The 26,630-nt window shown below is 40.1% G+C and carries 18 protein-coding genes and 1 pseudogene; 6 read left to right on the top strand and 13 right to left on the bottom strand.

Going from position 1 to position 26,630, the window contains the following annotated elements; all coding sequences use genetic code 11:
* Positions 1-7: 7 nt before the first annotated feature.
* From RM347_RS23900 to RM347_RS23865, 8 genes are all read right to left on the bottom strand, one after another.
* Entirely contained in the window at positions 8-1,042 is a 1,035-nt protein-coding gene (locus RM347_RS23900) for an Npun_R2821/Npun_R2822 family protein (RefSeq protein WP_322716805.1), read from the bottom strand.
* Positions 1,043-1,058: 16 nt separating this feature from the next.
* Entirely contained in the window at positions 1,059-1,949 is an 891-nt protein-coding gene (locus tag RM347_RS23895) for an Npun_R2821/Npun_R2822 family protein (protein WP_322716806.1), read from the bottom strand.
* A gap of 3 nt (positions 1,950-1,952) precedes the next feature.
* Complete coding sequence (locus RM347_RS23890; protein ID WP_322716807.1) at positions 1,953-2,933, bottom strand: Npun_R2821/Npun_R2822 family protein; 981 nt, start codon at positions 2,931-2,933, stop codon at positions 1,953-1,955.
* A gap of 3 nt (positions 2,934-2,936) precedes the next feature.
* Positions 2,937-3,896, bottom strand: coding sequence for a glycosyltransferase family 10 domain-containing protein (locus RM347_RS23885; RefSeq protein ID WP_322716808.1), 960 nt, complete (start codon positions 3,894-3,896; stop codon positions 2,937-2,939).
* Positions 3,897-3,986: 90 nt separating this feature from the next.
* A complete protein-coding gene (locus RM347_RS23880; protein WP_322716809.1) occupies positions 3,987-5,198 on the bottom strand; it encodes a glycosyltransferase in 1,212 nt (403 codons plus the stop codon).
* Between the two features lie 4 nt (positions 5,199-5,202).
* Complete coding sequence (locus tag RM347_RS23875) at positions 5,203-7,452, bottom strand: ABC transporter ATP-binding protein (RefSeq protein WP_322716810.1); 2,250 nt, start codon at positions 7,450-7,452, stop codon at positions 5,203-5,205.
* Between the two features lie 231 nt (positions 7,453-7,683).
* Positions 7,684-8,847 (bottom strand): glycosyltransferase family 4 protein, encoded by a 1,164-nt coding sequence (locus tag RM347_RS23870; RefSeq protein ID WP_322716811.1) that lies wholly within the window; start codon positions 8,845-8,847, stop codon positions 7,684-7,686.
* Positions 8,848-8,864: 17 nt separating this feature from the next.
* Positions 8,865-9,707, bottom strand: coding sequence for a glycosyltransferase (locus RM347_RS23865; RefSeq protein WP_322716812.1), 843 nt, complete (start codon positions 9,705-9,707; stop codon positions 8,865-8,867).
* Between the two features lie 408 nt (positions 9,708-10,115).
* Between RM347_RS23865 and gloB the strand changes: the two genes are divergently transcribed.
* From gloB to dnaB, 3 genes are all read left to right on the top strand, one after another.
* Positions 10,116-10,889 (top strand): hydroxyacylglutathione hydrolase, encoded by a 774-nt coding sequence (gene gloB, locus RM347_RS23860; protein WP_322716813.1) that lies wholly within the window; start codon positions 10,116-10,118, stop codon positions 10,887-10,889.
* Positions 10,890-11,112: 223 nt separating this feature from the next.
* Complete coding sequence (gene rplI / locus RM347_RS23855) at positions 11,113-11,571, top strand: 50S ribosomal protein L9 (RefSeq protein ID WP_229464762.1); 459 nt, start codon at positions 11,113-11,115, stop codon at positions 11,569-11,571.
* 141 nt (positions 11,572-11,712) lie between these two features.
* Positions 11,713-14,544 (top strand): replicative DNA helicase, encoded by a 2,832-nt coding sequence (dnaB, locus tag RM347_RS23850; RefSeq protein WP_322716814.1) that lies wholly within the window; start codon positions 11,713-11,715, stop codon positions 14,542-14,544.
* A 78-nt stretch (positions 14,545-14,622) separates the two neighbouring features.
* Here dnaB and RM347_RS23845 read toward each other — a convergent pair whose 3' ends face one another.
* Positions 14,623-15,144, bottom strand: coding sequence for an FKBP-type peptidyl-prolyl cis-trans isomerase (locus RM347_RS23845; protein WP_322716815.1), 522 nt, complete (start codon positions 15,142-15,144; stop codon positions 14,623-14,625).
* Positions 15,145-15,222: 78 nt separating this feature from the next.
* Positions 15,223-15,546: a phasin family protein gene (locus tag RM347_RS23840; RefSeq protein WP_322716816.1), complete on the bottom strand. Its 324-nt coding sequence runs from the start codon at positions 15,544-15,546 to the stop codon at positions 15,223-15,225.
* A gap of 177 nt (positions 15,547-15,723) precedes the next feature.
* Between RM347_RS23840 and RM347_RS23835 the strand changes: the two are divergent.
* A pseudogene (locus tag RM347_RS23835) lies at positions 15,724-15,990 on the top strand (TIGR03792 family protein); the annotation flags it as partial.
* Between the two features lie 223 nt (positions 15,991-16,213).
* On the opposite strand, the gene RM347_RS23830 reads toward RM347_RS23835, so the two are convergent.
* Positions 16,214-16,624 (bottom strand): 2TM domain-containing protein, encoded by a 411-nt coding sequence (locus tag RM347_RS23830; RefSeq protein WP_322716817.1) that lies wholly within the window; start codon positions 16,622-16,624, stop codon positions 16,214-16,216.
* A gap of 573 nt (positions 16,625-17,197) precedes the next feature.
* Here RM347_RS23830 and RM347_RS23825 point away from each other — a divergent pair.
* Together RM347_RS23825 and RM347_RS23820 are read left to right on the top strand one after the other, a co-directional pair.
* Complete coding sequence (locus RM347_RS23825; protein ID WP_322716818.1) at positions 17,198-18,082, top strand: ParA family protein; 885 nt, start codon at positions 17,198-17,200, stop codon at positions 18,080-18,082.
* A 495-nt stretch (positions 18,083-18,577) separates the two neighbouring features.
* Positions 18,578-21,961 (top strand): EAL domain-containing protein, encoded by a 3,384-nt coding sequence (locus RM347_RS23820; protein WP_322716819.1) that lies wholly within the window; start codon positions 18,578-18,580, stop codon positions 21,959-21,961.
* A gap of 62 nt (positions 21,962-22,023) precedes the next feature.
* Here the strand turns inward: RM347_RS23820 and RM347_RS23815 are convergent, their stop codons facing one another.
* Together RM347_RS23815 and ileS are read right to left on the bottom strand one after the other, a co-directional pair.
* The gene (locus tag RM347_RS23815) at positions 22,024-23,175 is read right to left on the bottom strand and encodes a histidine decarboxylase (RefSeq protein ID WP_322716820.1); all 1,152 of its coding nucleotides are present in this window, start codon (positions 23,173-23,175) and stop codon (positions 22,024-22,026) included.
* Positions 23,176-23,717: 542 nt separating this feature from the next.
* A complete protein-coding gene (gene ileS / locus RM347_RS23810; RefSeq protein WP_322716821.1) occupies positions 23,718-26,600 on the bottom strand; it encodes an isoleucine--tRNA ligase in 2,883 nt (960 codons plus the stop codon).
* Positions 26,601-26,630 lie beyond the last annotated feature (30 nt).

Raw genomic sequence — 26,630 nt, 5'->3', positions numbered from 1 at the left:
GACGCTTTTACTTAGTAATTCTATCTTTCAAATTGCGATATTTGAGCTTAAAATTATTGACTTTTTGCTGAATAAACTTGCTAGTAGACTTTTGTAGAAGAGTTATCTGACTTGGGCGGGTAAAGGTTTGAGGGCGTTTTTCAGGCGATTTTAAGTAGCGATAATGTAAGAAAATATCGCGGTAAGGAATATCAACATCTTCACCCCCACAAAGGCTCGTAAAAGATGAAGAAGATATACTCATATAGTGTAGGTATGTTAACCGCCGCCCTTGGTCATATAGGATATTATCTACTAAATCAAATTGAGAACTCCAGTGATTACCTGTTGCCTGTTCGCAGTCATGACAAGCAAAGTTATAATATGAAATACCACTTCTCAACACCATGTAGTTAAATAAAGATTGATCAGGTGCTAAAAAAGCCATAACATCAGCTTCACCTGATTTTAATTTGTCGAGTAAATTGGCTCTGATAGCTGAGGAAAAAATATTTTTTTTTGTGGCAAACCAACCAGCACAAAATATTTTAGACTGCAAATTATCTGTGTTGAAAACTTGCTGTATCTGCTCTGGGGAGCCATCAAAAATAAATTTTAAATCAGATTTATACTGAAAATCGTTGACTACCCAATCATAAGTATCTAATTTTTCATATACATAATCTACGGGCCCCATTAACAAGGTATCCGCATCAAAATAAATAAATCTGTCAAAGGGACCATCAATAGCACAAAATTTGCGATGCATGGGTAGCTCATAAAGTTCTGGAAAGCCCCACTTTCGCCAGGTTTTTTGCGCTCTGGGGTAATTTTTCCATATCTGGGTAGCAAAATTATCCCAGTAAGCTATAGTATCAGAGTCTTCAAATAAGGTGATATTATCCCTAGACGCAATCTCTGCTTTTACCTTGTCTAAGCGATCGTTATATGGAAGTATACAAATAGGAATTTTTCGACCAGCATTAGCTTCTATACTGTTGAGCAACGCAACTAATTGGTCATAGACAACATCATTCGCTAGGATGTAAATGCCATCAATCATTGGGATACTCCTAATATTAAGTGCGGGCAGCAACAAAGGGAAATAAACGGCGAGTCAGTTTAGGGATGAAAGCGAATTTACCTTCATGAAGATAGCGATAATGTTCCCACAATTGCCAATAGGGACTACCAGTTTTCATCCGCGTACCAGCCCAGTGGAGATATTTTAGTCGTTGTCCTCTGTCATAGAGGGCATAGTTTTGCTGTTGGAAATTTTGCGAACCCGCCCAACTACCAGGCCCTCCCCCAGGGATTTTGACGAGATTTCCACGTTTTGCAATTAGCTTGAGCACAAGATAATTTAAAATTGGTTGGTCTGTAACTCCTTCAGAAAAATCAAAATATTCGCGATGTGCAGCACATTCGCGCAAAGCTTCATCCATCTGTTGTTCGGTAATAATTCCTTTTCTCGAAGCCCAAAAGCCACTGTTGAAAACGTCTTGAAGCTGGACATCGGAAAAAATTTGCTGCTCTTTTACAAATGGGGAAAAGATATTTCGCAGCTTGTCATTGGCGTGATGGTAATCGCAACAGAAGAAATCGACTTCTGAAAGTTTGTCTAAATTGTCAGCGATTTTTTCAAAAACGACAATATCAGTATCAATATAAATAAATTCATCTAAAGGCCCAAACCACGCTACCAGTTTACGCATTTTGTTAGGTAAGGCGAGGAAATCTCTATCAAAAATTTCTCCGATGCGTTTGGTAAATGTATCAATAAGTTCTAAATCTGGGAAAATTTGGACGTTATGTAAGGTAGCAAGCTGTTCTGCTACTTTGTGATAATTTTCGTTAAAAGGTATGAGATAAATGGTTACTTCTGGGTCGTAGTAACGAATGCTATTTAATAAAGCGATCGCATTATCAATAACCCGGTCATTGGCAACAATATAAATTCCCCGACTCATAAACTATCCTTGGTTAATTAACTTAAATTTTCGCAAAGCTCTTGTAAGTAAATTTGGTGTAGAAGCGTCATTATAATTCTTAGGAGGATTTTTAAAGACTGGACGCTTTTCTGGTTCCTGTAGGTAACGATAGTAGAGAAATAAATCTCGATAGGGAAACTCAATATTTTCTCCAGCACAGACTGCTTGATTGATATTAGGAGGAATCCCAATGTAATGAAGATAAGTTAGACGATTACCTTTGTCATATAGAAGATGTTCTCGCTCCTCGAAGTGCTTAGATGTGGCAGAACATCCTGTTTTTTCATTATCTTGCAGTTGGCGAGCAAAGTTATAAATAGAAAGATTAGACCTCATTACCATGTAGTTGATCAGTGGTTGTTCGCCAGCACCGTCATACAAAATTTCTGCTTCACCGTTTTGTAAATTCGATACCAGCCAATCTCTTTGTTCTGAGTTAAATATTCCCCGCTTTGCTCCATAGAAGCCTGAGCAAAATATTTCGGAATCAATCCGGTTTTGGTCGAAAAGTTCTAGTAATTTGGGAGAATTAACATTGTATATTTTACTAACGTCTTTAAATTGGAAATCGTAGACAACAAAATCATAACTATCTAGCTTTTCAAACACTGTTGCTAGTGAGTTCATCACCAAGGTGTCTGCATCTAAATAGATAAACTTATCGAAGGGCCCATCAAAGGCACAAAAACGACGGTGAGCACCATACAATCGGAATTTACTACGATTCAACCGTTCTGGTGCTGCTGAGAGCATAAATTGATCCCAGCGGTTGATTGATTCTCGATCGTCGTAAAGAAATACATTAGGGCGTTTCGCGATTTCGTCAGCGATTCGTTGTGTCTGATCGTCGAAAGGATAAATACAAACAGGAGTTTCCGGCCCCAAGATAACATCAATACTGTTGAGCAAAGCCACCAGTTGATCGAAAACATAATCATTGCCAAGGGTACAAATACCATTCATAATTTATGAGTGTTGATCAACAAAGTTTGATAACCAGTTAAGCAGGTTTAATTTGTGTAAGATGATTTGACGTGCTTCTGCGATCGCATCTTTGGCAGCATACCAAGCATCAGGTGTAGCTGTCACTTCTTGGATGTAGGCAATGCCTTTTTCATCTAAACTGGGCAACCGCAAAAAACTACCCGGTGGCAATAATTTATCAGCAGCCGGGCCCCCATAGTAAATTGGCAGACACCAAGCAAGCAAACTATCCCAAAGTTTCTCACTTACATACCAGTTATTGTCAGCATAGTTTTCAATTGCCAGATTGTAATAGTATGGTGCCATGCCATACCATTTGTTACCTAGTTCTCCCGACTTCTTCGCCCATTCTGGTAAATTACGCCCATACAAATCAAATTTCATGCCACTAGATTGCAGGGACTGCAAAAAGTCTAAGCGTTGACGATGTTTAGCAGTGCGGCTAATTCCTGAAGTAATCCAACTACATGGGGCAACCTTTTGGGGAGGTGGCATTTCATTTAAATCTTGAAATGAATTTGAATGATACCAAATAGCAGGCATGTAGTCGGGAGTGGGGGCAAAATCATCGGGGCCAGAAATATAGCCGGAATACTTCTGGGCTTGTTGGTAATTATAATTAGTTATTTCGACAATTTCATCTAAAGGCGGTTCTCTTAGTAAATAAATAATCCGCTCTTTACTCACACCACGCAGTAGAGAATCAACATTTACTACTGATTTTTGCTGCCGTTTGCGAAAATTATTTAACCAAGATTTTTGTGGCGATGCTTGGGGAAAATCAAATTGATACATCAACAGAAAATCTGGTTTCGCTTCTAGTGCCTGCATTTGCATATTGCCCCAAACTCCAAATTGATTCGGGGTTTGTTGCCATAGCCAATCAGCTCTGGTTTCTAAACCTCGATAGCTGCTAATCATTCCTACAGTTTTAATAGTCATTTTAGTTATTAGTTATTAGTCATTAGTCATTAGTCATTAGTCATTAGTCATTAGTCATTAGTTATTTTATTTAATGCCCTCCATTTTTCCTTACACAATAAGTTGGGGAAGCAAAGATTCATCAACATAACTAAGGATTTTTGCCGCTCGATTTTCCCAAGAAAACTGCTTGACAAAATTGATACTATCTGGATAACCTTCTATCTTTCTGGGATGAGTTTCTAAAACCCGCTTCAGACTTTCGGCAAATTTGCTGGGGTTATCTGGTTCACACCAAGCAGTAATGGACTTAGTATCTTGAAACTCAACTAATGAAGGAATTACCGTCGAGACAATGGGAGTTCCAGAGGCGAAGTAGTCAAACAGTTTTAAGGGAGATGTGAAAGTTGCCGCTTTTCCCGAACAATGAGGGTGAGCTAAAACATCGGCTGCTTGTAGCAAAGATGCTAACTCATTATGTAAGACATAGCCCAAAAATTTAATATTATCAACCTGTTTTTCTTTTACCAATTGCTGATAATATTCGACTTCTGTTGGCTTACCGCCTGCACAGGCAAATTGCACATTAGGCATTTCATTAGCCACATCAATTAGTACATCTATACCTTTAAATTGTTGTAACGCTCCCGCATAAACTACCAATTTTTGGCTTTCGTTTTGCAATAATTTTTGACGCCATTCTGCCGCTTTTTCTGGTTGTCTCTGCATAAATAAGCGATTAAAACCATTGTGCAGACTAATTACTTTTTCCGGTGGCATCCCATTTTTAATCATACTTTCGCGGATGGTGTCTACAACAGTGACAGTAATTTGCAACAGCGGATTTGTGACAATTTCTGGCTCAAATGGCTTGTCTTCGTGGTGGTGGTGTTCGTAAATTGCCGGAACGCCATTTTTGATCGCAGCTTTGACAAAATTCCAGTTACGGCTGTGGACAAGTTTAGTAGTTGGAAGTATGTGAAATGGTAAATAATATTTGCTGGCAATGGTGTTAGAGTCAGTAAATTTGCCTCGAAAATGGTCAATTGGCCAAGGCATTGGTAAGGGAGCAACTTTTAATTTGTCATGGAGATTGTAATATTTAACAAGTTCTGTTGGTGTTTTTCTTGGTTGAAAAGGACGAGCTAGATTAATTAGGTTAATCGCTTTTGCTCCTTTGTCAGGGTATACCAAAACTGTTGAGTATCCCAAGTTGGCGGCAGCATTAGCTGCATTTGTAGACTGCACTAGGTGAGCCTCTGGCTGCGGCAACTCTTCACCGATGAAAAAAATATAGTGTTTTTTTAAAGCTGGATTTTTCATAACTTTAGATATTAATACTATTCTCAAACTTTTCTAAATTATCGAGCAGATATATAGCAGACTCATAACTTTCAGTAATTAATCCATTTTGTTCTTCTGTGGTGGATATCGAATTATCAGTTAGAGAGCGGAGAGAGCTAAGTATGAGGTTAAGAGAAGTCCGAAATTCAACGGCAATATGATTAAAGCTTTGATAATGGTTGCTAATAACATTTTGGTTTTGGTCAGAAATTGAGAGAATCTGCCCCTTGATTTGTAAGTTAATAACATCCTCAAAAACATCAATGGTATTGAGAATTCTCCAAGCTGATTTATAAGAGTCTTCAATTAATTCGTGCCGTTCTTGGGAATCGTCTACTAAATCATCAAGTAATAAGCGTAAGAACCCAATCATTGAGTTCAACTGCGTCCGAATTTCGTGAGAGATGCGGAGCAAGCTTTGATTGTGTTTGGTAGCAGTTTCAGGACGAGGAGCAAATTGCATTGAGTACAAACGTGAGTAGTAACCACCCTTTTGTAAAAGTTCTTCATGGGTTCCCACTTCTACCACCTGTCCTTGATCTAACACGGCTATTTGATTGGCTTTTTGGACTGTGGAAAGGCGGTGAGCAATTACTAGGGTGGTACGATCGCGACTCAAATCATCGAGTGCAGCTTGTACTAAACGTTCGGAAACGGTATCTAAAGCACTGGTGGCTTCATCTAAAATCAGAATTTCGGGATTTTGGAGAAGGGCGCGGGCGATCGCTAATCTTTGCCTTTGTCCACCAGATAACATCACACCGCGATCGCCAATTAAAGTGTCAAATCCTTGAGGCAATTTGCTAATAAACTCATAAGCATTTGCCCGCTTGGCCGCTGTCAGAATTTCATCTTCAGTAGCCTCTGCTCGCCCGTATGCGATGTTATTCTGCACTGAGTCATTAAAAAGAAAGGTATCTTGACTGACGATTCCCATCCGCTTCCGCAGGGATACAAGATCGAACTCCCGTAAATCGGTGCCGTCAATGGAAATACTGCCAGCGATCGGGTCATAGAATCTGGGTAAAAGGTCTGCCAAAGTGGATTTACCAGCACCAGAACCGCCTACCAATGCTAAGGTCGTGCCACGTGGTAAATATAAATTGACATCTTTGAGTACCAACTTTTCATGACCAGGGTAGGCAAAGCAAAGAGAATTAAACGACACTCCCTCTTCTAATTTTGTGTAGGGAAGCTTACCTTTGCCCATGAACGGCTTATCGTGCAGGCTTAAAAACTCATTCGTCACATCCACACTGGCGGCGGTACTGGCAAAGTTGCTGCGAATAGTATTTAACTGAGAAATTAATGGCAGCACTCGCAGCAGCACTAATAAATATGTCAAAAGTACGGTAGAAAGAGAAGAAACCTGGTCAGCAAAAAAGGTTTTGCTTAAAAGGACAATCAGCAGTAAAGCTGTAATACCCATCACCTCACTCAGAGGTGTGATCGCTTCCGAATTAACCTGAGATTGGAAATCTGCTAACTCGCGATCGCGAATTAATTTTTTAATTCGTCGATATTCTTTTTCTTCATTTCCCGTCGCCTTTACCAGCCGAATTCCGTTCAGGGTTTCTAGTACAGAGATTGAGTATGCCCTAGACATTTCACTAAGCTGCTTACCAAAATTTCTAGACCGGGAAATGGCATACTGATTTACTAACGTCACCAACGACAGCAAAAGCGTAGCAGCAATTGTCAATTGCCAAGAAATTGACAGCAATAAACCGACAAAAACTAAAACTGTGATTGCCAGGATAACTATCTTGACTGCACTACCTATAGCACTTGCAGCCCGGCCAATTTCTCCACCAAGACGGTTGATTAAATCACCAACCTTCATCTTGGCATAATAATCTATATCAATTTCTAATAATAGCCTCAACCCGGTTTCGCGCATATCCGATGTTAGCTTTCGGGTTAAAGAACTCGATGCTAACGCGCTGGCATAAGTAGCTAAATTCTTTAAAATAATTGTAAATATAATCGCCCCAGCCATTACTCCTATCCGGTAAGCTTCTGGAGTATTATCAAAAGGAGACATCATCGTTTTTAGGATAGGGGGAGCCGTACTTAAATCTACTTCTTGCCCCACAATTTTTAAAACCACTGGCACAATTAAAGCTGTGCTGATCCCATTAAATAAAGCTCCAGAAAATCCTAACAATATTGTCAGCAGAATCAAACCTGGATAGGGTTTAGCGAATCTTAGTAGTAGTTTTCTGGTAGACATTGGGTATTTTTATGCCACTTTCACTTATTAATATAATTCACAAATTACTTGTTAAATTAGCTAATCATCAAATAAATCAAACTAAATAATCTTCATCTCTCAGCTCCGTTAAAACACAGTTACACCTACAACACCAGCTTCTAGAGATTTTGCCAGATCGAATACCAGAAATGATTAGGTACAATGAGGGAATGAAAATCTCTTTTTCAATGCCTAATCCTTAATCAAGATTCACAACCGAGCAATTACCGACTTGAGCACAGAAGCCATAGCCTCTATACTATAGTGTTCTACACATCTTTCTCTTGCCTTGAGACCTTGCTGGTTTGCTAACTCTAAATTTTGAAAAATCAATTGAATTTGTTCAGCAATCTGTTCAGGACAAGCAGGCTCGACTAAATAACCAGTATCACCTAAAATTTTGGGAATATCTCCAACGCGCGTTGATAATACAGGTTTAGCCATTGCCATTCCATCTGTCAACTTCAGGGGAAACTGAGCACGAGTTTCTGGGGTATCTCGCTGGGGAACGACTACAATGTGAGCTGCTGCTACCAAATCAGGCATAACATCAGCTGGATACTTTGGTAATTTGATAATCCAGCGTCCCCACTTTTGTTGAAGTTGCTGATCGTAATTATCATAAGGACTGCCACCTACAATCACTAGTCTTAAGTCTGGCTGATTAATTTTATCCAGCGCCATGAGAACATCTTCTAGACCCTTATATGGTCTTGGCGCACCAGGAAACATTAAAATCCGATATTCAGATAAACCATAACGATTTCTGCTGGACTCAGCATCATATCGAGTGGGATCAAATAAAGAAGTATCCTTACCATTAGGAACAAATGTACCGCCAAAACGCTGCTGTAAAAATTTAGTATGCACTGTCACAGCATCAGCCTGACTTACCAAACCTTCCATCCATTTCACATACAAAGGATGATAAGGATTCCTGAGTGCGCCGTCTGGTTTCAACAATTCCCTAGCTAATTGTTTAGGTGTGGGACGATAATTCCAGTCATCGCCACCGTACCAACTGAGTTCCCAATCATCTATGTCTAAAATTAACGGCTTTCTGGTAAATATTTTCTTTAGTAGGGCAACTCCAAAACTTGCTATTTGTGGTTTTATAGCATAAATTATATCTCCATTAATTTTTGGTAAAAATTTTTGAATTTCTCCAAAAAAATCTGGAAAATTTTTGCCTGGTAAATTATAAACCTTTAATTCTGATGGTAAATTTCGATATAAGTTATCTCCAAATAAAAACCCCATAATTTCAACTTCATATTCTAAATTACTTAGGGCTGTTGCGATCAAGTATGCACGCAAAATGGCTGCACTTGATAAATCTGAAACTAACAGCGATATCTTGGAAAAGTTTTTCACTATTTTTATACTTATTTTTATTTAGTGCGCCAAGGATTTGTAACTTGATTTGGTAAAAACACTTTAGCAAATCTGTCAAAAAGCCTTGTATATAAGGAACGACTAATATTTTTAGCATATTGAGGTCGATAAGGATAGGTACAGTGAAGAACTTTAATTTGATCTTGAATATTGTAAGCATCCTGCCACTTGCTGAGATAATTATAAGTGGGTGGTAGGATTTTCATGTGAGGGCGTACAGATGCGATCGCAGATGCAAAAGCCCCTTGGTCTTTTAAAAGTAATTTATTTTGGTTGTTTTTAACAATCTCAAAATAACGTTGAAATTCTTCAAAAAATACCTTATTGACTTCTGTTTTCTTAAAAGCTATCAACCCGCTGTTATATTGCACACTATCTGCCTCCAGAGGTAAGCCGATAGATTGCAGAACTGGCAAAACATTTGGCAAAAGCTCTTCTTGTTTTCCACGCAATAAATTCGTGGCTTTAACAATAGAAGGTTGTACATCTTCAGTTAATAGCAAATCATATTCATCTAAATAGTCAAATACGTCATTAATATCGGAAAGTAAGCAAATATCTGAATCTAGGTAAATCGTTTTATCAAACTCAGAGGCTGCATATAGAGCTAGCTTTGCTTGCCGTGATGCTAAAACAGTATTTTCATTTGCAGGAGCCTGCTTTAAAATTACATTTTTAAAAGCCTTCAGAAAAGGATAGAGTACCGTTGGAACTTGGTCAATTAAAATAATGATTGGCTCTTGATGAAACTTTCTAATTGCCGCCAAAAAATGAATACAATCTTGAAAAGGATAAAGTCCAGTTAAAATTGTAATAAATCCTCTAGTTTCGGTTGACATAAATCAAATAAACAATTGTGGGTTACTTGGGAAATTAGATATGTATTTATTTTAAGAAAATCTTACTCTAGTTTTAGTTATAGCCAAATTCGATAGAGTAGAGATAAGCAAAATATAAACTTGACAATTTCTTATTTTTGAGTCAAAAAATAATAAAATAAATCTAACTTTGTATTTGTAGCTATTCCCAGAGGAATTTCACTGATAAATTCATTTGAAGTTGACTTTATTTAAGTATAATTACCATGCAAGTACAGTTGTATAATATTATAGTTAATATTCCACTATAGCTATAACGATCAAAGTATAAATACTTGATCTAGCTTGTGGAGGTAGCACTATTATTCACTGAAAATGTAAAATTGCTACTCAATACCAAACATTTATGTTGTAAGGGAGGCAGAGGTAATGCAGGTAATCCGTCTGGAAGCACTCTCAGACAACTACATATTCTTGTTGCATGATGATAAACAAAATATTGCCGCTGTTGTCGATCCAGCAGAATCTCAACCAGTATTAAAGAAACTGGCAGAATTAAAAGCTGAGTTGGTAGCAATTTTCAACACGCACCACCATAACGATCATGTGGGTGGTAATAAGCAATTAATAGAACAATTCCCGCAACTGATAGTTTATGGAGGAGCCGAGGATCGTGGTAGAATTCCCGGACAGCAGGTGTTTTTGCAACAAGGCGATCGCGTCCAGTTTGCAGACCGCATAGCTGAAGTTATCTTCGTTCCCGGACATACCCGCGCTCACATCGTTTACTACTTTCCCCCGGAAAAATCTGGTGAGACAGGCGATTTATTTTGCGGCGATACTCTATTTTCTGGCGGTTGCGGTCGCTTGTTTGAAGGAACACCGACTCAAATGGTGGACTCTTTAAGCAAACTGCGCTCTCTACCCGATGATACACGCATCTGGTGTGCTCACGAATACACCTTAAAAAATCTGCAATTTGCCCTAAGTGTGGATGGCGACAACGCCGACTTACAAAGGCGCTTCAATGAAGTGAAGGCTTACCGTAGTCGAGGAGAAGCTACCATCCCTTCGCTGCTGGGAGTGGAAAAGCAAACCAATCCCTTTTTACGTTGGGATCAGCCATCATTACAATCAACCGTTAAGAGTAGGGATGCAGTGCAAACCTTTGCGCGGATACGGGAAATGAGAAATAACTTTTAGTCATTAGTCATTGGTACTTATCTTTCCCAGTTACTAGTCCCCAGTCTCCAGTCTCCAGTCCCCACATTTTTCTATGGCTAATAGTTGCGATCGCACCCTTCCTTTCGCTACGATCTGTAAGCTTTAGGGTATAGGCAAAGAAGCTTGGAATACAGCACTCAACATTGTGAGCTATCCTACCCAAACCCAAATTAATCATATTTTACAGGAAAAACGGAAAACGATGGCGAAACGCGTGCAGTTAGTTTTAAATCAGGATATCAGCAAGCTGGGAAAATCTGGCGACTTAGTGGAAGTAGCTCCTGGCTACGCTCGTAATTATCTGATTCCCCAGAAATTGGCAACCAATGCCACTCCTGGTATTCTCAAGCAAGTAGAACGCCGTCGCGAGCAAGAGCGTCAACGGCAATTAGAACTCAGACAACAAGCTCTTGAGCAAAAAGAATCTTTAGAAAAAGTTGGCAGCTTGACAATTGCCAAGCAAGTTGGTGAAAACGAAGCAATTTTCGGTACTATCACCACTCAAGATGTTGCAGATGCAATTAAGGCCGCCACCGGTCAAGAAATCGATCGGCGTGGCATTACCATCCCCGATATTAACCACCTTGGTACTTATCAAGCCGAAATCAAGCTGCATTCTGAAGTAGCGGCGCAAGTCGATATTCAAGTAGTCGCTAGCTAGGAGACAGTAGGGGGAGCAGAGAAAGCAGGAGAAGTAGGGGGAAATAACAACTCCTAGCTCTTGTACAGACGCGATTAATCGCGTCTCCCTTGTACAGACGCGATTAATCGCGTCTCTAGCAAATCAAAACTAAAATCGTTTATGGCTGAAGAACTGAGTTTTCAAGGCGATGGTAGCGATCGCCTCCCACCACAAAATATCGAGGCAGAAGAAGCGATTTTGGGGGGTATTTTGCTAGATCCCGAAGCGATTAGTCGAGTTAGCGATCGCCTCCTTCCCGAAGCTTTTTACATTAGCGCTCACAAAGATATTTATCAAGCAGCTGTGAGGCTCCACGCCCAAGGTAAACCCACGGATTTACTCTCAGTCACAAGTTGGCTGACTGACCATGATTTGCTTGCCCGCATTGGTGGCAGAAATAAATTAGCAACTCTGGTAGATCGTACAGTGTCAGCTGTGAATATCGACGCCTTAGCAGGGTTAGTGATGGAAAAATACCTGCGGCGACAGCTAATTAAAGCTGGCAATGAAATTGTACATCTTGGTTACGAGACAGAAACCGAGTTACCACAGGTTTTAGACCAGGCAGAACAGAAAGTATTTGGTGTTACTCAAGAGCGCCCCCAATCGGGTTTAGTTCATATTTCTGATACTCTAATTAATAATTTCCAGGATATTGAAGATAGAAATCAAGGCATCGCCTTACCTGGTATTCCCTGCGGATTTTACGATTTAGATGCCATGACCAGCGGCTTTCAGCGTTCTGATTTGATTATTGTCGCTGGCAGACCATCAATGGGAAAATGCCTCAGCCATGATTCAGAAATAGTTTTGGCAGATGGAACAATTACCACAATTGAAGAATTATATAAACAACGTCATGGCTCATTATTGACGCTAAACAACGACTGGAAATTTACCTTTACTCAACCCTGTGCATTTGTAGATGATGGTATCAAACCAGTTTTTCGGGTAACAACTCGCTTAGGTAGGTCTATTGAAACTACAATCACTCACCCATATTTGACTATCCAAGGCTGGCAAAAATTAGAAAATCTGACAGTTGGCGATCAGATTGCTGTTCCGCGAAAAATCAATGTATTTGGTACAGAAACCATCCGTGAGTGCGAAGTAAAGTTATTAGCATATTTAATTGGCGATGGTGGTTTAACTAACTGCACTCCACGATTTACAAATAGTAATCCGTTATTGCAAGCAGAATTTTCCCAAGCAGTTGCTGATTTTGTTGGTTTAAAAATTCGCTGGCAAGATTCTCAAGGTACACGCACACCATCACTTTGTGTACGTGGAGACTTGGAATTTATTGCAATTCAAAGACGGATTTTTGCTGAAAGTTTTAAACTAGCGATTCAATCGCAGTCATTGACAGGAAAAGAAATAAGCCAATTAGTTGGAGTCAGTCCTACTTTACTTTGCGCTTGGAAGCAAGGAGATTGTGTACCAAATTTAGAAATTTTTGAGCTATTGTGCGAAATTTTACAATTAGAGTCAGAAGAGTTTGTATCTCATAGATTTGCCTGTATGAGCAAATCTCGGAAGAATTCGCTAACACTTTGGTTAGAAGAATTAGGTTTGTGGGGCAAAGATGCTCATTCTAAAACTATCCCAAATATCGTTTTTAAATTAGAGCGATCGCAAATAGCCTTATTTCTTAATCGTCTCTTTGCTACTGATGGATGGGCTGCACGACTTGCTAGCGGTCAATCACAGTTAGGCTATGGAACAGTCAGCCAGAAACTAGCAAGACAAATTCAACATCTTTTATTAAGATTTGGCATTATCGCATCACTCAAAAAACGGTCTATCAAGTATAAAAACACCCGCAGACCAGCGTGGCAATTAGATATTACTGATGCCTTATCTATCAAAACTTTTATCGCAGAAATAGGTATCTTTAGTAAAGAAGAAGCAATAGCAAAAGTTGCAGATGCAATATCTCAAAAAAGATATCAAACTAATCGTGACTTGATACCTGTAGAGATTTGGGAACAAATAGCAGTAGCAAAAGGCAATGAAGCTTGGAGTAGTTTAGCCAGACGGGCTGGTATTCAAGGCTATACAAATATGCATGTTGGTAAACGTGCCCTAAAGCGGGAAAGACTTTGGATACTAGCTACAGCTTTAGAGAATTTGCCACTTCAGCAGTTAGCAACCAGCGATGTATATTGGGATGAAATTGTTTCTATTGAGTTTGTAGGTAATAAGCAAGTTTATGACTTGACAATTCCAGAAACACACAATTTTGTTGCTAATGATATCTGTGTACACAATACAGCATTTTGCTTAAACCTTGCTCACAATATCGCCGCTTCTTATAAATTGCCAGTTGCTGTTTTCAGCTTGGAAATGTCCAAAGAGCAACTGACGCAACGGCTATTAGCTAGTGAGGCGCAAATTGAAAGTAGTTATTTGCGGACTGGACGCCTTAGCCAAACACAGTGGGAACCTTTAAGCCGTGCTATTGGTATCCTTTCCGAGATGCCAATTTATATTGACGACACGCCGAATATTACAGTTACACAAATGCGTAGTCAGGCAAGAAGACTGCAAGCTGAAGTTGGAAGTGAATTAGGATTAATTGTAATAGATTACCTGCAATTGATGGAAGGAGCAGGCGATAATAGAGTTCAAGAATTATCAAAAATTACTCGTCAACTCAAAGGTTTAGCGCGTGAATTATCTGTACCAGTTATTGCCCTATCTCAGTTGAGTCGAGGGGTAGAAGCACGCACTAACAAGCGTCCAATGTTATCAGATTTGAGAGAATCCGGTTCGATTGAACAAGACGCCGATTTAGTAATAATGCTGTACCGCGATGAATATTACTCTCCAGATACTCCCGATCGCGGCATTGCAGAAGTAATTATAGCTAAACACCGCAACGGGCCTACAGGTACTGCGAAACTTTTATTTAATCCACAGTTTACAAAGTTTCAAAATTTAAAAATTTAAAAATATTGGGCATTGGGCATTGGGCATTGTTCTGTGCGTCTTTGCGTTTCCCTTATCCCTATGCCCCATACCCAATCTCTACTTAACTCCCAGCAATTCCACATCAAACAGCAAAGTGGCGTTGGGTGGTATCACGCCACCAGCACCACGAGCGCCATAACCTAACTCTGGGGGGATGATTAACTGACGACGACCGCCGACTTTCATAGTGCTAAGTCCTTCATCCCAACCTTTGATTACCTGTCCAATGCCAATTTTAAAACTGAAGGGTTGGCCGCGATCGCGTGAACTATCAAACTTAGTACCATCTTCTAAAGTGCCGACATAGTGAACTTCAACCGTTTGTCCAGATTGAGGAGTCGCTCCAGTCCCTTCTTTTAATTCAACATACTTCAATCCAGAGGGGGTAGTTACGGCATTCGCATCAGACATAGTATTACTCGCAATTAAGATATTGTTTTCAGTTACAGTTGTGGGCGCTGGCGGTGTTTGGGTTAACTCGGCAGCAATAGCAGTATTCTGTTTACTGCCTACTTGCCCCACAACCAACAGCACAACACACACCAGCATGAACGCCACGCTGAGGAAAATTGGTTTCAAAATCAGTTCTCCTTACTTAGGTATCCTGGCAAAAAGATTACCAACAGGACACATTTAGTTTAAATCAGAAAGGGTATTCTAACGCCAAAGCTTATTTTCTAAATCGCGCACTTGACGCTCTAAACGGTCAATTCTACCCCTCAACTCGTCCACCTCTGACTGGCGAGCCACTCCCAAATCCTGCATCATATTTCGCATTTGCCGCTGCATTTGGACATCGAAGTTTCCCTGTTCCGACTTTAACTGCTGGGCAATATCATCTATAACTGCCTTGGCTTGCTCAGGATTGAGTTTACCGTCTTTAACCAAATCATCGCTGACTTGGCGCAGTTTTTCTGCTACTAAAGACGTTGTGCCAAGACCCACCATCATTAACTGTTGCAACCAGTTATTGCTGTCCATACTCCCTTCCTCTTACTTATTTCAAACCAGCCGACCCTTGCTCCTGAGTGTAGGCAATCAAGCTATGCTAAAAGCGTAGTTATTCTAGCCTACAGCTCTATTTTGGCAAATTAAGAAACACAGAGTTTAAAGGGCGTGGTTATAAAACTCCTCTAGTTTAAGGTTGCCCCGGATTGACGGGAGGATTTTGTTCAGAAGGACGCACAAATTTGGACAACAGCGCTGGCTGAATATCCTGAATTTCTTGGTAAAAAGGTTTGGCTCAACCCCAATGACCACACAGAAGTTATCCCGATCATTCGTTGGGCAGCGCAGGAGCAGTGGAAAGCCATACCCCAAGCAGATTTGCAGACTATTGAAGGCAAATTCATCCAAGCTCTGAAAGAATCCTATCTAATTGTGGACTCAGCAGAATTTCAAGTACGGAAATTTCTCTATTTGTAGGTGAAAGATCACTCCCAATTCGTCGAGGTGCAAAGCTGTGCGTTGGTGTCAAACCAATACTGATAAAAAAAGGCAAAGGGCAGGAGGCAGGAAGGAATAATTAGTATTAACTAAAACTGAAAACTAAATACCAATACAGTTCAGTTAATGCTTTTTTTCTCCCTTGCTTCCCCTGCTCCCTGCCTTACCCCTTAGCATCTCCATTTCTTAAAGTGAAGAGAACTTAAATTTGGGCACGCCATTTCTGAAAGGCTATCTCGTAATCCTCTGATTTAGTCTGATAAACACTCCACCAATGAAAAAATAGTCCTAATCCCCATCCTAATGCTGGGAAAATAGCCCAAAAATAACTAGGGCTAGTGATTAAATTCAAGGTAATAAGGAATAAATTCACCGCTGTAAAGGAAACAAAGTGTGTCCAAAAGGCTCTGCGTCGGAAAGTATTAAATCTGTGTCGCAGATGTTCTTCTTCTTGTTGAGCCAACCACTTTTGTTCAGTTGTTTCCAAAATATTAGAAGAAATACCTAACTCAGATGCCATTTCCAAAAGCTGTTCTCGTGAAAATTCACCTTCCTGCTTACGAGTGAGTGCTTTTTGAAGGATTTGTTGTACATCTTCTGAATCGTAAGTCATTTTAATTACCTTATAAGTTTGTGTGTAAATGCGCCTTTGATTTCACGAAATTATCGATTGGCTTCGTTTAATTCAGTTAGCGTTCGCCTCCGGCACGCTACCGAACGCTTCCACATTTTGCACTCAATACTTAGTGACATTCACAACACTATTATTTTCTCACAATTAATTTAGGGCTACTGTATTTGTCAATACCTCTATAATTGCTTTGATGAGAATGCCATAACTGCGATCGCAGTTATGGCATTAAGCCAAACATTGTTAGCAAAGAGATGCATTATGAAGCACAGGAGGCTGGTAGCCCGATTCTAGGTAAAGATACAACTACATGTTGCTGCCTAAATCCAGTAAACATCGCTGAAATTATTCTTTTAAATTTCCGAAAATATTAAATTTAATGGAAGATTTAAGATATCAGGAGGGGTGTACGCTACCTAGTAGTCTGTCAAGTTTGATTTGATCGGCTCGTAGTTTGCGCTTAAACGCTTAAGCGCAAACTACGAACAATCTGCACCCCTCAATTATTTCTTGACAGACCAGTAGATGGGAATGCGTCAACAGAGGACTCAATCAATGGGATATGTAATTGCTACTGCAAATATGAAAGGTGGCGTTGGTAAAACCACCCTCACCGTCAACTTAGCTACCTGTTTAGCTAAAAATCATGGCAAGCGGGTGCTTGTCCTTGATTTAGACAGCCAAATTAGTGCCACACTCAGTTTGATGTCGCCTTTAGATTTTGCCAAGCGTCGTAAACAAAGTAAGACATTTAGGTATCTGATAGACGAAGTTATTAATCCAGACCCACAAGCCAAACTCACAATTCAAGATATCGTTCAATCCCAGGTTTGTAATCTTCCAGGACTGGATTTATTACCAGGAGATATCGATTTGTATGATGAATTTGTAGTTTCCGAAATGCTCCATCAACAAGCAACTGCCTTGGGTGAACAGGACTTTGAAACGATTTGGAATCGCTTTGAAAGGGTTTTGATTAACAATATCTTAAAACCAGTACGTCAAGAATATGATTTTATCCTTCTCGATTGTGCCCCTGGCTATAATTTATTGACTCGTAGCGCTTTAGCTGCCAGCGATTTCTACATACTTCCTGCTAAACCAGAACCATTATCTGTAGTGGGTATTCAACTGCTAGAAAGACGGATTGCCCAATTAAAAGACAGTCACGGGCATGAAACCAAGATAGATATAAAAATGCTGGGAATTGTATTTAGTATGTCCAGTGCTAACCTCCTCACTGGCAGATACTATAAACAAGTAATGCACCGCGTTGTTGAAGATTTTGGTGTAGAAAAAATTTGTAAGGTACAAATACCAGTTGATGTCAATGTTGCGAAGGCTGTTGATAGTTTTATACCAGCTGTTTTAAATGCTCCCCAATCAGCAGGTTCAAAAGCTTTCTTTCAGTTAACTCAGGAGTTGTTGCAAAAACTATAGACCTACTTAATCATTTATGAAAAACACGATTTCCGACTTATTAAATAGGTCGGAAATCTGAACTTCTGGATTTTCATATAGGTCTGAATAAAAAAATTATACTCGCTTTGCAAAAAGCAAGCTAAGTGGAACAAATTTCAAAGGTCAATCTAAAATCCATCTCGGAAAGTTTTGATACCTGCACTGGCTATGCCAACGGATAGCGCAAGCCTTAGCGAATCTTCTCCCTACAGCCCTTCTCCGAAAGGAGACGCTACGCATAGCTTGCTTCCAGGGGTACGGGCATCCTGCGGCAGGCGCTAGCCTTTCCCTTTGGGAGAAGGGGAGACGCCTAAGTATAACGAGCATCGGAAAGCAACCCTTAGACTTTCTGCAAAATCCAAAATTCAGTGACAACTAAATTATTCTTTCTTCAATTTCAGTATTTATACGGAGGCAATGAGCAGCAAGATTCAGCTATTGAGTGAAAAGGTCAGTAAATCTCACTAAGAAACAATGGTTAGTAACGATTCTGCACGGGCAGAGAATAATCAGCACTTGCTAATGCGACTACCACGGACTCTGAGTTATCTCGAAACCTGGGGCTTTGGGTTAACGGGTCATGTTGGATGGATTGGCACTGCTCCCATCATTCATGCAGCGTTAGGTCCTAAAGCTATCTTAGTTTGGTTTTTTGGCACAATCGTTTCCTTTTTACTTAACTTGCAAGTACAAAGTCTAGGTAGACATTGGCCAGATGTCGCTGGAGGAACACCAAACTATACCACAAGGCTATTAAAGAACTTTCCTGGCTTAGGGCGTTACGTAGCTTTAGGATACTTTTTTAGCTGGGCAGCAGCACCAGCACTATATGCAATTATTCTCACCAACCTAATTAAAGTCAATTTTGAAACATTAGGTATTTCTTGTCCAGAAACTTTCTTAAAAGTTGTATTTACAGCGATTCCTTTTATTTTGGCATTCAGTGGCACCCGTGCTTTAGCACTCCTGCATTTATTTTTTGTATTCCCAGCAGTTTTATTACTGTTTTTGTTTTGTATTCAAGGCGTAGTATGGTTAACCTTCTCAACTCCTGATTTTAAATTTCTGCCAACTAGCACACATAGCCTGAGCTTTGAAGAATGGGCAAAGTGGTTTTTTCTGGCTAGTTATTCAATTTATGCTTGTGAAACTACTTCTTCTTTTGTTGCTGATAGCCGCCACCCATATAAAACTTTAAAGTTCTTAACCGTAGCTGCTTGGTTAATTCCTCCGGTATTTCTAGGTGGTTCTTGGGTATTAATGTGTTCGGCTACAAATCCAACAATACGTGACGATACGTTCTTAAATCTGGTAGCGGCTTCTAAGCCTTTTTGGGGTGAACATACCTCTTTTCTAGTAACACTTCTGATTACTGTATCTTGCCTTCTAAGTTCTGCTACGGCAGTTTCCAACTCGCCTCGGATTTTATACCAACTTGCCTTAGACAAACAGCTTTCTCCCATATTTGCATTAGTTTCCCGTCAAGGTATCCTTGGTCCTGCTATTTTAGTTACCTTTCTACTCAGTTTGCTTTGTCTAAATTTGGGAAATGTATCTGAACTTGTCACAGTAGCAGGCACTTGTTATCTCATGTCCATTATGGGACTACATTTGGGATTATGGCTTTGTCGGGGCAAACAGCACGTGTTATGGCCTTGGTTGTCACTTGGTTTTTTCTTGGTAGAAGCGGTAGTTCTAATAGTAGGAGGTTTAGCTTGGAATTGGAGAGATTTCTTAATGGGATTATTATTACCCATTGTTCTGATAATAGGAGATGTAGGGCTACGTCGTTTAAGATTTGCGCCATTACACCCGAACTGGTGGATACAGCGTTATGACACTAAGTCTAGTAGAAACAATCCAGACTTTGTAGTACTACAAGTGATTGTTTTAGTATCATTGATTTGTATTACTGTCACAATTAGTTGGGTTATCCGCGATTTTTTAGATAGATTTTCTACTAATCCTCAAAACTCTTTACTAGCTATTTTATTAGTGACGCTTTCTTTTACAGGAGTTGCGATCGCTTGCTGGACAACTTTACCACAAATTATTGCTATTGATGAGGCCCGCAAACAGGCAAGAAACCTATTTATCACTACTCTTGATACCGTTCCAGATACTGTTTTAGTATTAGATGAAAATGGTACTATTTCTCAAACCAATGCTGCTGCTGAAGAATTATTTCAGACAAGTATTCAGCAGTTGCTTGGGCAAAAATTGAATAAACTCCTAATATGCTATCGCGGCAAACCGGAGCAATGGTCTATTAGAAGTGAGCAAACTTTAAGAATAAAGCAAGGTTTACGAATTGTTGAATCGACTATTTCACAGCCATTTAATTCTCAGCTACGGGAATATGTTGTTATTGTCCGTGACATCACTAAGCGTAAGCTAGCAGAGGAAGAATTAGTCCAGTACCGTTATCAGCTTGAGCAGTTGGTGCTAGAACGCACTATTGAACTTATTAGAGTTAATCAACAACTTCAACAAGATATTATCAAACGTCAACAAGCACAAGAGCAATTACTGCACAATAGTCTTCATGATGGGCTAACTGGATTACCTAATCAACGATTATTTATGGAGCGGGTGCAGCAGGCAATAGAACATACTAAACAACAAAATAGTTATTTATTCGCCGTATTATTCTTAGACCTAGACCGCTTTAAAGTAGTTAATGACAGCCTTGGACATCTATTGGGAAATCAACTTTTGATTGCAATTTCTCATCGGCTAAAGTCAGTTCTGCGAGTCGGAGATATAGTTGCTCGTTTTGGCGGAGATGAGTTCACAATCTTAATTGAGGAAATTGAGGATATTAGTACTGCCATACAGGTCGCCGAGCGAATTAAAAAGGTGCTAGCTTTGCCATTTCAATTAAATGAGCATCGGGTATTTACTAATGTTAGTATTGGCATCGCTTTAAGTAAAGCAGATTATGAGCAAGCAGCGCAGATTCTACGCGATGCTGATGTGGCAATGTATTGTGCCAAAGCACTTGGTAAGGCACGTTATGAGGTTTTTGATCCAAAGATGCACGAGGGTGCGGCTTTGCTCTTAGAGTTAGAAACTGCTCTGCGAAATGCGCTGCTCAAGCAAGAAGAATTTTGTCTTGATTACCAGCCCATTGTTTCACTCACAACTGGCAAAATTATTGGATTTGAGGCACTGTTACGTTGGTATCATCCAGAACGAGGACTTATTTCCCCTCAAGATTTTATTCCTCTGGCCGAGGAAACTGGAATGATTGTTAGTATCGGGCAATGGGTGCTTTATGAAGCCTGTTATCAAATGCACACATGGCATAAACAATTTCCTAGCTCACTACCTCTGACAATTAGCGTAAATTTTTCTGGTAAACAAATTACGCAACCTGATGTGTTTAAAGAGGTTAAACATATTTTGCAGCAAACTGGACTGGAGCCATGCTCTTTGAAATTGGAGATTACTGAAAGCTTGTTGATGGATAATTTTGAATTAGCTACCACTGTGCTTTCCCAATTAACAGCGCTGAATATCGAGTTGCACATGGATGATTTTGGTACTGGCTATTCATCCTTGAGTTATCTGCACCGCCTACCAATCAAAACCATTAAGATTGACCGCTCTTTTGTCACCAGTATAGGTAGTCGAGGAGAAAATTTAGAAATTATTCGAGCGATTGTGACATTAGCTCATAATTTAAATATGTCTGTAACAGCAGAAGGGATAGAAACTGTAGAGCAATTAGCACAATTGAAGGCTTTACAATGTGATTATGGACAAGGGTATTTTTTCTTACCACCTATGAAACGTGCAGAAGTAGAAGTACTACTTGCTGCTAACTTATGCTGCAAAAACTTTTTAATGAGATAAAATCTTAGGATCAAATTTTGTTTAGAGAAAATCCTTGTAAAATTGAACGATTAATTTCACTATTAGTATAGTACTGGCTGGAGATAGAAATCCTCTGCATTATTAAGTAACCCTTCCTCTAACAAAAGTTCGTTAACAAAACTATCGATTTTCTCTCGAGTGATATTCTGCATGACTACAATGTGTACCCAATTTTCAAAAGTCGCTAACTGCCACTTTTTAATTAACCTTTGACAAGGTTTTTGAAACACTACGGTATTGGAAAATTTATTGAGCATACATGGATATTCTCTAATTTTCAGTTGTTGGAAAAGATATTGGGCATTCTGAATACAGGTGTTTGCTTCTTTAGCTAATCCATCATAACCTCTTGTTTGAGTTGCATACCAGAGAATCAGAGGGGTGTGACCATTTCTAGAACCCAAAATAGTTGTATCTGTCGAACCAATATATTCAATTGCTGTTTCAACTTTTTCTACCCATTTTTTCTTAGTTAAAACTACACCACAAGGCAAGGGAGAACCAATGAATTTAGCAGAAATAGCTATACTATCTATGGGTTTTTGAAAGTTAACTTGCGGAGCGCCATCTAGAAACGGTAATATTAATCCTGAAAGTGCGGCATCACAATGAATATAGTAATCTTTAATCTGATTGCGCTCTAAAACTTCTAGAACTTTATCTAAGTTATCAATCGCACCTTTGACAGTAGTTCCAATATTTAAATTTATGATCGCCGGATAAGTACGATTCTCGCTAATTAGTTGTTCAAAATGTTCATAATTCATCTCTCCGTTAATTTGTGAATTAACAACATTATGTTGGATGCGGAATAATTTAGCTGCTTTGGGTATGGAATAATGAGAGTCTTGTGATGAGTAAAGAATCCCATTAGGATAAATTTCTCTTCCTAAGAACATTCCATATAAATTACCTTCAGTTCCGCCAGCAGTAACATAACCCCAAAACTCATTTTTTGGAATTTTATACAGGTGAGCAAAAAAAGATAATACTTCTTGCTCAAACTTACGAGAATGGAGACCAAAATCTGGCTCAATATATGGATCTCCAGCATTATTTAACAGAAAATTAAAAAATTTTGCGATCGCACTATAATCACAACTTAAATTATAGGGATAGCCTGCATGAAACTGCGATCGCTGTTCTATTTGCAGCAAAAAATCTGCCAACTCTTTAGCAACTTTATTTGACATATCTTTGTATCTCTTAAATTTTGATTGAGTTAATGGATGTTTTAGTCTAAATACTACGTATTAATGCATACCTTTATATTTTCTTAATAATGCATCTCTTTGGCTCTTTTATTGAAGAGAATACAGTGAAAATACTGATGGATCTTCAGTAATAATACCCAAATTTTTTGTTCAAAAGTAGATTACACTTAGTCCTTACACACTGTATGAAATAACCATAATGTGTGTTACCCAAAATATCTATTTCAGGCAGTGACTGCAACCTGATTTAAGGTGAATTCGATGGATGATGTAGCAATACTGCTCGGGTTTTAGGGAAAAGGAGTGGAAGGCTCGATATATAAGGTTTTTTCCCTTTTAACCTTTTCCCTTTCTCCCAAAACCAGACAAGTATTGGATGATGTAGTGTCTATCTAATTAGCTGAATGAAAAGTCCTCTCCCTGGTTTTACTACGCAAAACTTTTCCTCTCCGACTCGCAGAGGGAAAGCCTTGAACTTTAGTTCAAGGCAGGGAGAGGTTCGTTGAACTCACGTATATTTACTAGAACTCTCCGGCTAAGGCTGCAACGCATCGTTCGCAAATTAGCGGATGCTCTGCTGATTCTCCCACATGAGTAGAGTAGTTCCAACAGCGATCGCATTTTTCCCCGTCTGCATTCGTTACCCCAATTCCCCAGTCTTCCGTCTGCGCTGTATATTTCAATCCTTGCAACCCCTCAGCAGAATCTAATAATTCCACTTGGGAAGTCAGCAATAAATACCGCAGTTCGTCGATACCGTTACCCTTCACAGGGTTAAAGGCTTTGATAGCGTCACCTAATTGTTTGTCAGGTATGTGAATCAAAGCTTTCGCTTCCAAAGAAGAACCAATGAGTTTTTCTATCCTGGCTTGTTCCAACACTTTATTCACATCGGTGCGGAGTTGTCGCAGCGCTGACCAAAATTCTGCTAACTCTGGATTACGCCATTTTTCCTCAACCTGCACCCAACCGGCTTCAAATACCGATTTGTAAGGTGTTTTATAAGGGAGATATTGCCAGATATCTTCGGCGGTGTGGCATAACACTGGTGCGATCGCTCGTGCTAAATTATCTAAAGCTATTTTCAGCACCGTTTGACAACTGCGACGGCGGAAAGAATCCTTTGCACTGATGTACAGCCTATCTTTGGCAACATCTAAATAAAAGTTGGATAAATCCACCACGCAGAAATTCTGTACAGTTTGGAAAAAGCGGAAGAATTGGAAACTCTCAAAGGCTTCGGTGACTTCCTCAAATACCTCGGTGATGCGGTGTAGCATATAACGGTCAAGTTCTGGCAATTCCTCGAAGGGGACTGCATCTTTTTCCGGGTCAAAATCATCCAAGCTACCTAGCAAAAACCTCGCCGTATTGCGGATTTTGCCTCTGACATCGTTCATCTGCTTGATGATGTTTTTGCCAATGCGGACATCGCCGGAGTAGTCTACCGATGATACCCACAGCCTCAATACATCTGCACCATAGGGCGGTTCTACTTTTTGATTTTTCCCGCCTTCAATGATTGTATTTGGGTCAACCACATTTCCTTCTGACTTACTCATCTTCCGCCCTTGTTCGTCCAAAGCGAAGCCGTGAGTTAGCACAGTTTTGTAAGGCGCAATGTCATTTACCGCTACACTGGTGAGCAAGCTTGACTGGAACCAACCGCGATGTTGGTCGGAACCTTCCAAATACATATCAGCAGGGTAGCGTAACTCTGGACGCTGCTTGGCGACAGCTGCCCAAGATGAGCCAGAATCAAACCATACATCCATTGTGTCTGTACCTCTGCGGTAAGACTTGCCATTTTGGCGATAGGATTCGGGTAATAACTCCTCAACCGAAAGTTCCCACCAAGCATCAGAACCAATTTCTGCGATAATTGCTTGAACGTGGTTGATAATTTCTTCATTCAGCAGTGGTTCTCCCGTGGTTTCATCGTAGAAAACGGGAATGGGTACACCCCAACTCCGCTGACGAGAGATACACCAATCGGAACGTTCTGCCACCATTGGCGTGATGCGATTTTCACCTTGGGCTGGAATCCATTTTACAGTTGCGATCGCCTTTAGCGCTTCTTCTCTAAATCCCTCCACGGAAGCAAACCATTGTTCAGTAGCGCGGAAAATCGTCGGCTTCTTCGTCCGCCAATCATAAGGATACTTGTGGGGGTATGGTTCTTCTTTCAACAAAGAACCAGCCGCAGCCAGTGCATCAATCACCGCCTGATTTCCATCACCCAGCACATTCAAACCAGCAAATTGTCCCGCTTCTTCGGTAAAATTGCCATTGTCATCCACTGGTGCAAGGATGGGCAAACCGTAGCGCTGACCAACAATGTAGTCTTCTTGACCATGACCGGGAGCTGTATGTACCAACCCAGTACCCGACTCAGTAGTAATGTAATCACCGCCGACGACAATCGGACTTTCGCGGTCATATAGAGGATGACGATAAGTAGTATGTTCTAAATCATTCCCCTTGAACGTGGCTTTTACAGTTAACTCAACTCCCAACGTCGAAGATAAACGTTCTACTAAATCAGCAGCAACGATTAGGTATTTAAAATTACTCTGTGCCTGTGCCTCTGGGCGAGAAACTTCCACCACTGTGTAGTTTAAATCCGCATTCACCGCCACCGCCAAATTTCCCGGAATTGTCCAAGGAGTGGTTGTCCAAATAGCCACACCCAAATCTGACAGATATTCTGCCAACAGTGGTTTTACAGCTGACGCCAAACTTGTAACTGCAAAAGCTGCATAGATACTGCGGGAAACGTGACCTTCTGGATATTCCAACTCAGCTTCAGCCAAAGCGGTTTTAGAACTCGGACTCCAGTGAACAGGTTTCAAACCGCGATAGATGTAGCCTTTCAAAAACATCTGACCAAACACGCCAATTTGAGCTGCTTCATATTCCGGCTTCAGAGTTAGATAAGGGTTATCCCAATCACCCCAAATACCGTAGCGTTTAAAATTTTGGCGCTGGTCGTTTACCGTAGCTAGACCAAATTCTTTCGCTTTCTGCCGCAGTTGTAAAGGCGTTAAATTTTGCCGTTCTGCTGACTTCATGTTCTGCAAAACTTTCAACTCAATTGGCAAACCGTGACAATCCCAACCAGGGACATAGCGAACTTTACGCCCTTGTAGCAGTTGGTAGCGATTAATAATATCTTTGAGAATTTTATTTAAAGCATGACCAATATGGAGTGAGCCATTAGCGTAGGGAGGCCCATCGTGCAGTATAAATAATTCGCCGGGGTTATTTTCGGAAAGGCGATCGTAAATTTTATTTTCTTCCCAAAATTTTTGGATTTCAGGCTCACGCTTGATGGCGTTTGCCCGCATCTCAAAGTTAGTCTTGGGTAGGTTTACAGTATCTTTGTAACTTCCTGATTCGGTCACAGTCTCATGCCTAGAATTAGGTGTGCAGGT

It is taken from the genome of Nostoc sp. ChiQUE02 (genome assembly GCF_034531305.2).
In the GTDB taxonomy this organism is placed as follows: domain Bacteria; phylum Cyanobacteriota; class Cyanobacteriia; order Cyanobacteriales; family Nostocaceae; genus Nostoc.
The sequence above is the reverse complement of the archived record's forward strand: the minus strand, read 5'-3'. Positions and strand labels throughout refer to the sequence as shown.

Excerpts from the sequence above, each read along its gene's own strand:
- RM347_RS23840 (WP_322716816.1), bottom strand. The coding sequence starts at position 15,546 with ATGGACAGCAATAACTGGTTGCAACAGTTAATGATGGTGGGTCTTGGC.
- RM347_RS23880 (WP_322716809.1), bottom strand. The coding sequence starts at position 5,198 with ATGAAAAATCCAGCTTTAAAAAAACACTATATTTTTTTCATCGGTGAA.
- RM347_RS23885 (WP_322716808.1), bottom strand. The coding sequence starts at position 3,896 with ATGACTATTAAAACTGTAGGAATGATTAGCAGCTATCGAGGTTTAGAA.
- rplI (WP_229464762.1), top strand. The coding sequence starts at position 11,113 with ATGGCGAAACGCGTGCAGTTAGTTTTAAATCAGGATATCAGCAAGCTG.
- RM347_RS23865 (WP_322716812.1), bottom strand. The coding sequence starts at position 9,707 with ATGTCAACCGAAACTAGAGGATTTATTACAATTTTAACTGGACTTTAT.
- RM347_RS23875 (WP_322716810.1), bottom strand. The coding sequence starts at position 7,452 with ATGTCTACCAGAAAACTACTACTAAGATTCGCTAAACCCTATCCAGGT.
- RM347_RS23815 (WP_322716820.1), bottom strand. The coding sequence starts at position 23,175 with ATGTCAAATAAAGTTGCTAAAGAGTTGGCAGATTTTTTGCTGCAAATA.
- gloB (WP_322716813.1), top strand. The coding sequence starts at position 10,116 with ATGCAGGTAATCCGTCTGGAAGCACTCTCAGACAACTACATATTCTTG.
- RM347_RS23890 (WP_322716807.1), bottom strand. The coding sequence starts at position 2,933 with ATGAATGGTATTTGTACCCTTGGCAATGATTATGTTTTCGATCAACTG.
- RM347_RS23825 (WP_322716818.1), top strand. The coding sequence starts at position 17,198 with ATGGGATATGTAATTGCTACTGCAAATATGAAAGGTGGCGTTGGTAAA.
- RM347_RS23900 (WP_322716805.1), bottom strand. The coding sequence starts at position 1,042 with ATGATTGATGGCATTTACATCCTAGCGAATGATGTTGTCTATGACCAA.
- dnaB (WP_322716814.1), top strand. The coding sequence starts at position 11,713 with ATGGCTGAAGAACTGAGTTTTCAAGGCGATGGTAGCGATCGCCTCCCA.
- RM347_RS23830 (WP_322716817.1), bottom strand. The coding sequence starts at position 16,624 with ATGACTTACGATTCAGAAGATGTACAACAAATCCTTCAAAAAGCACTC.
- RM347_RS23895 (WP_322716806.1), bottom strand. The coding sequence starts at position 1,949 with ATGAGTCGGGGAATTTATATTGTTGCCAATGACCGGGTTATTGATAAT.
- RM347_RS23820 (WP_322716819.1), top strand. The coding sequence starts at position 18,578 with ATGGTTAGTAACGATTCTGCACGGGCAGAGAATAATCAGCACTTGCTA.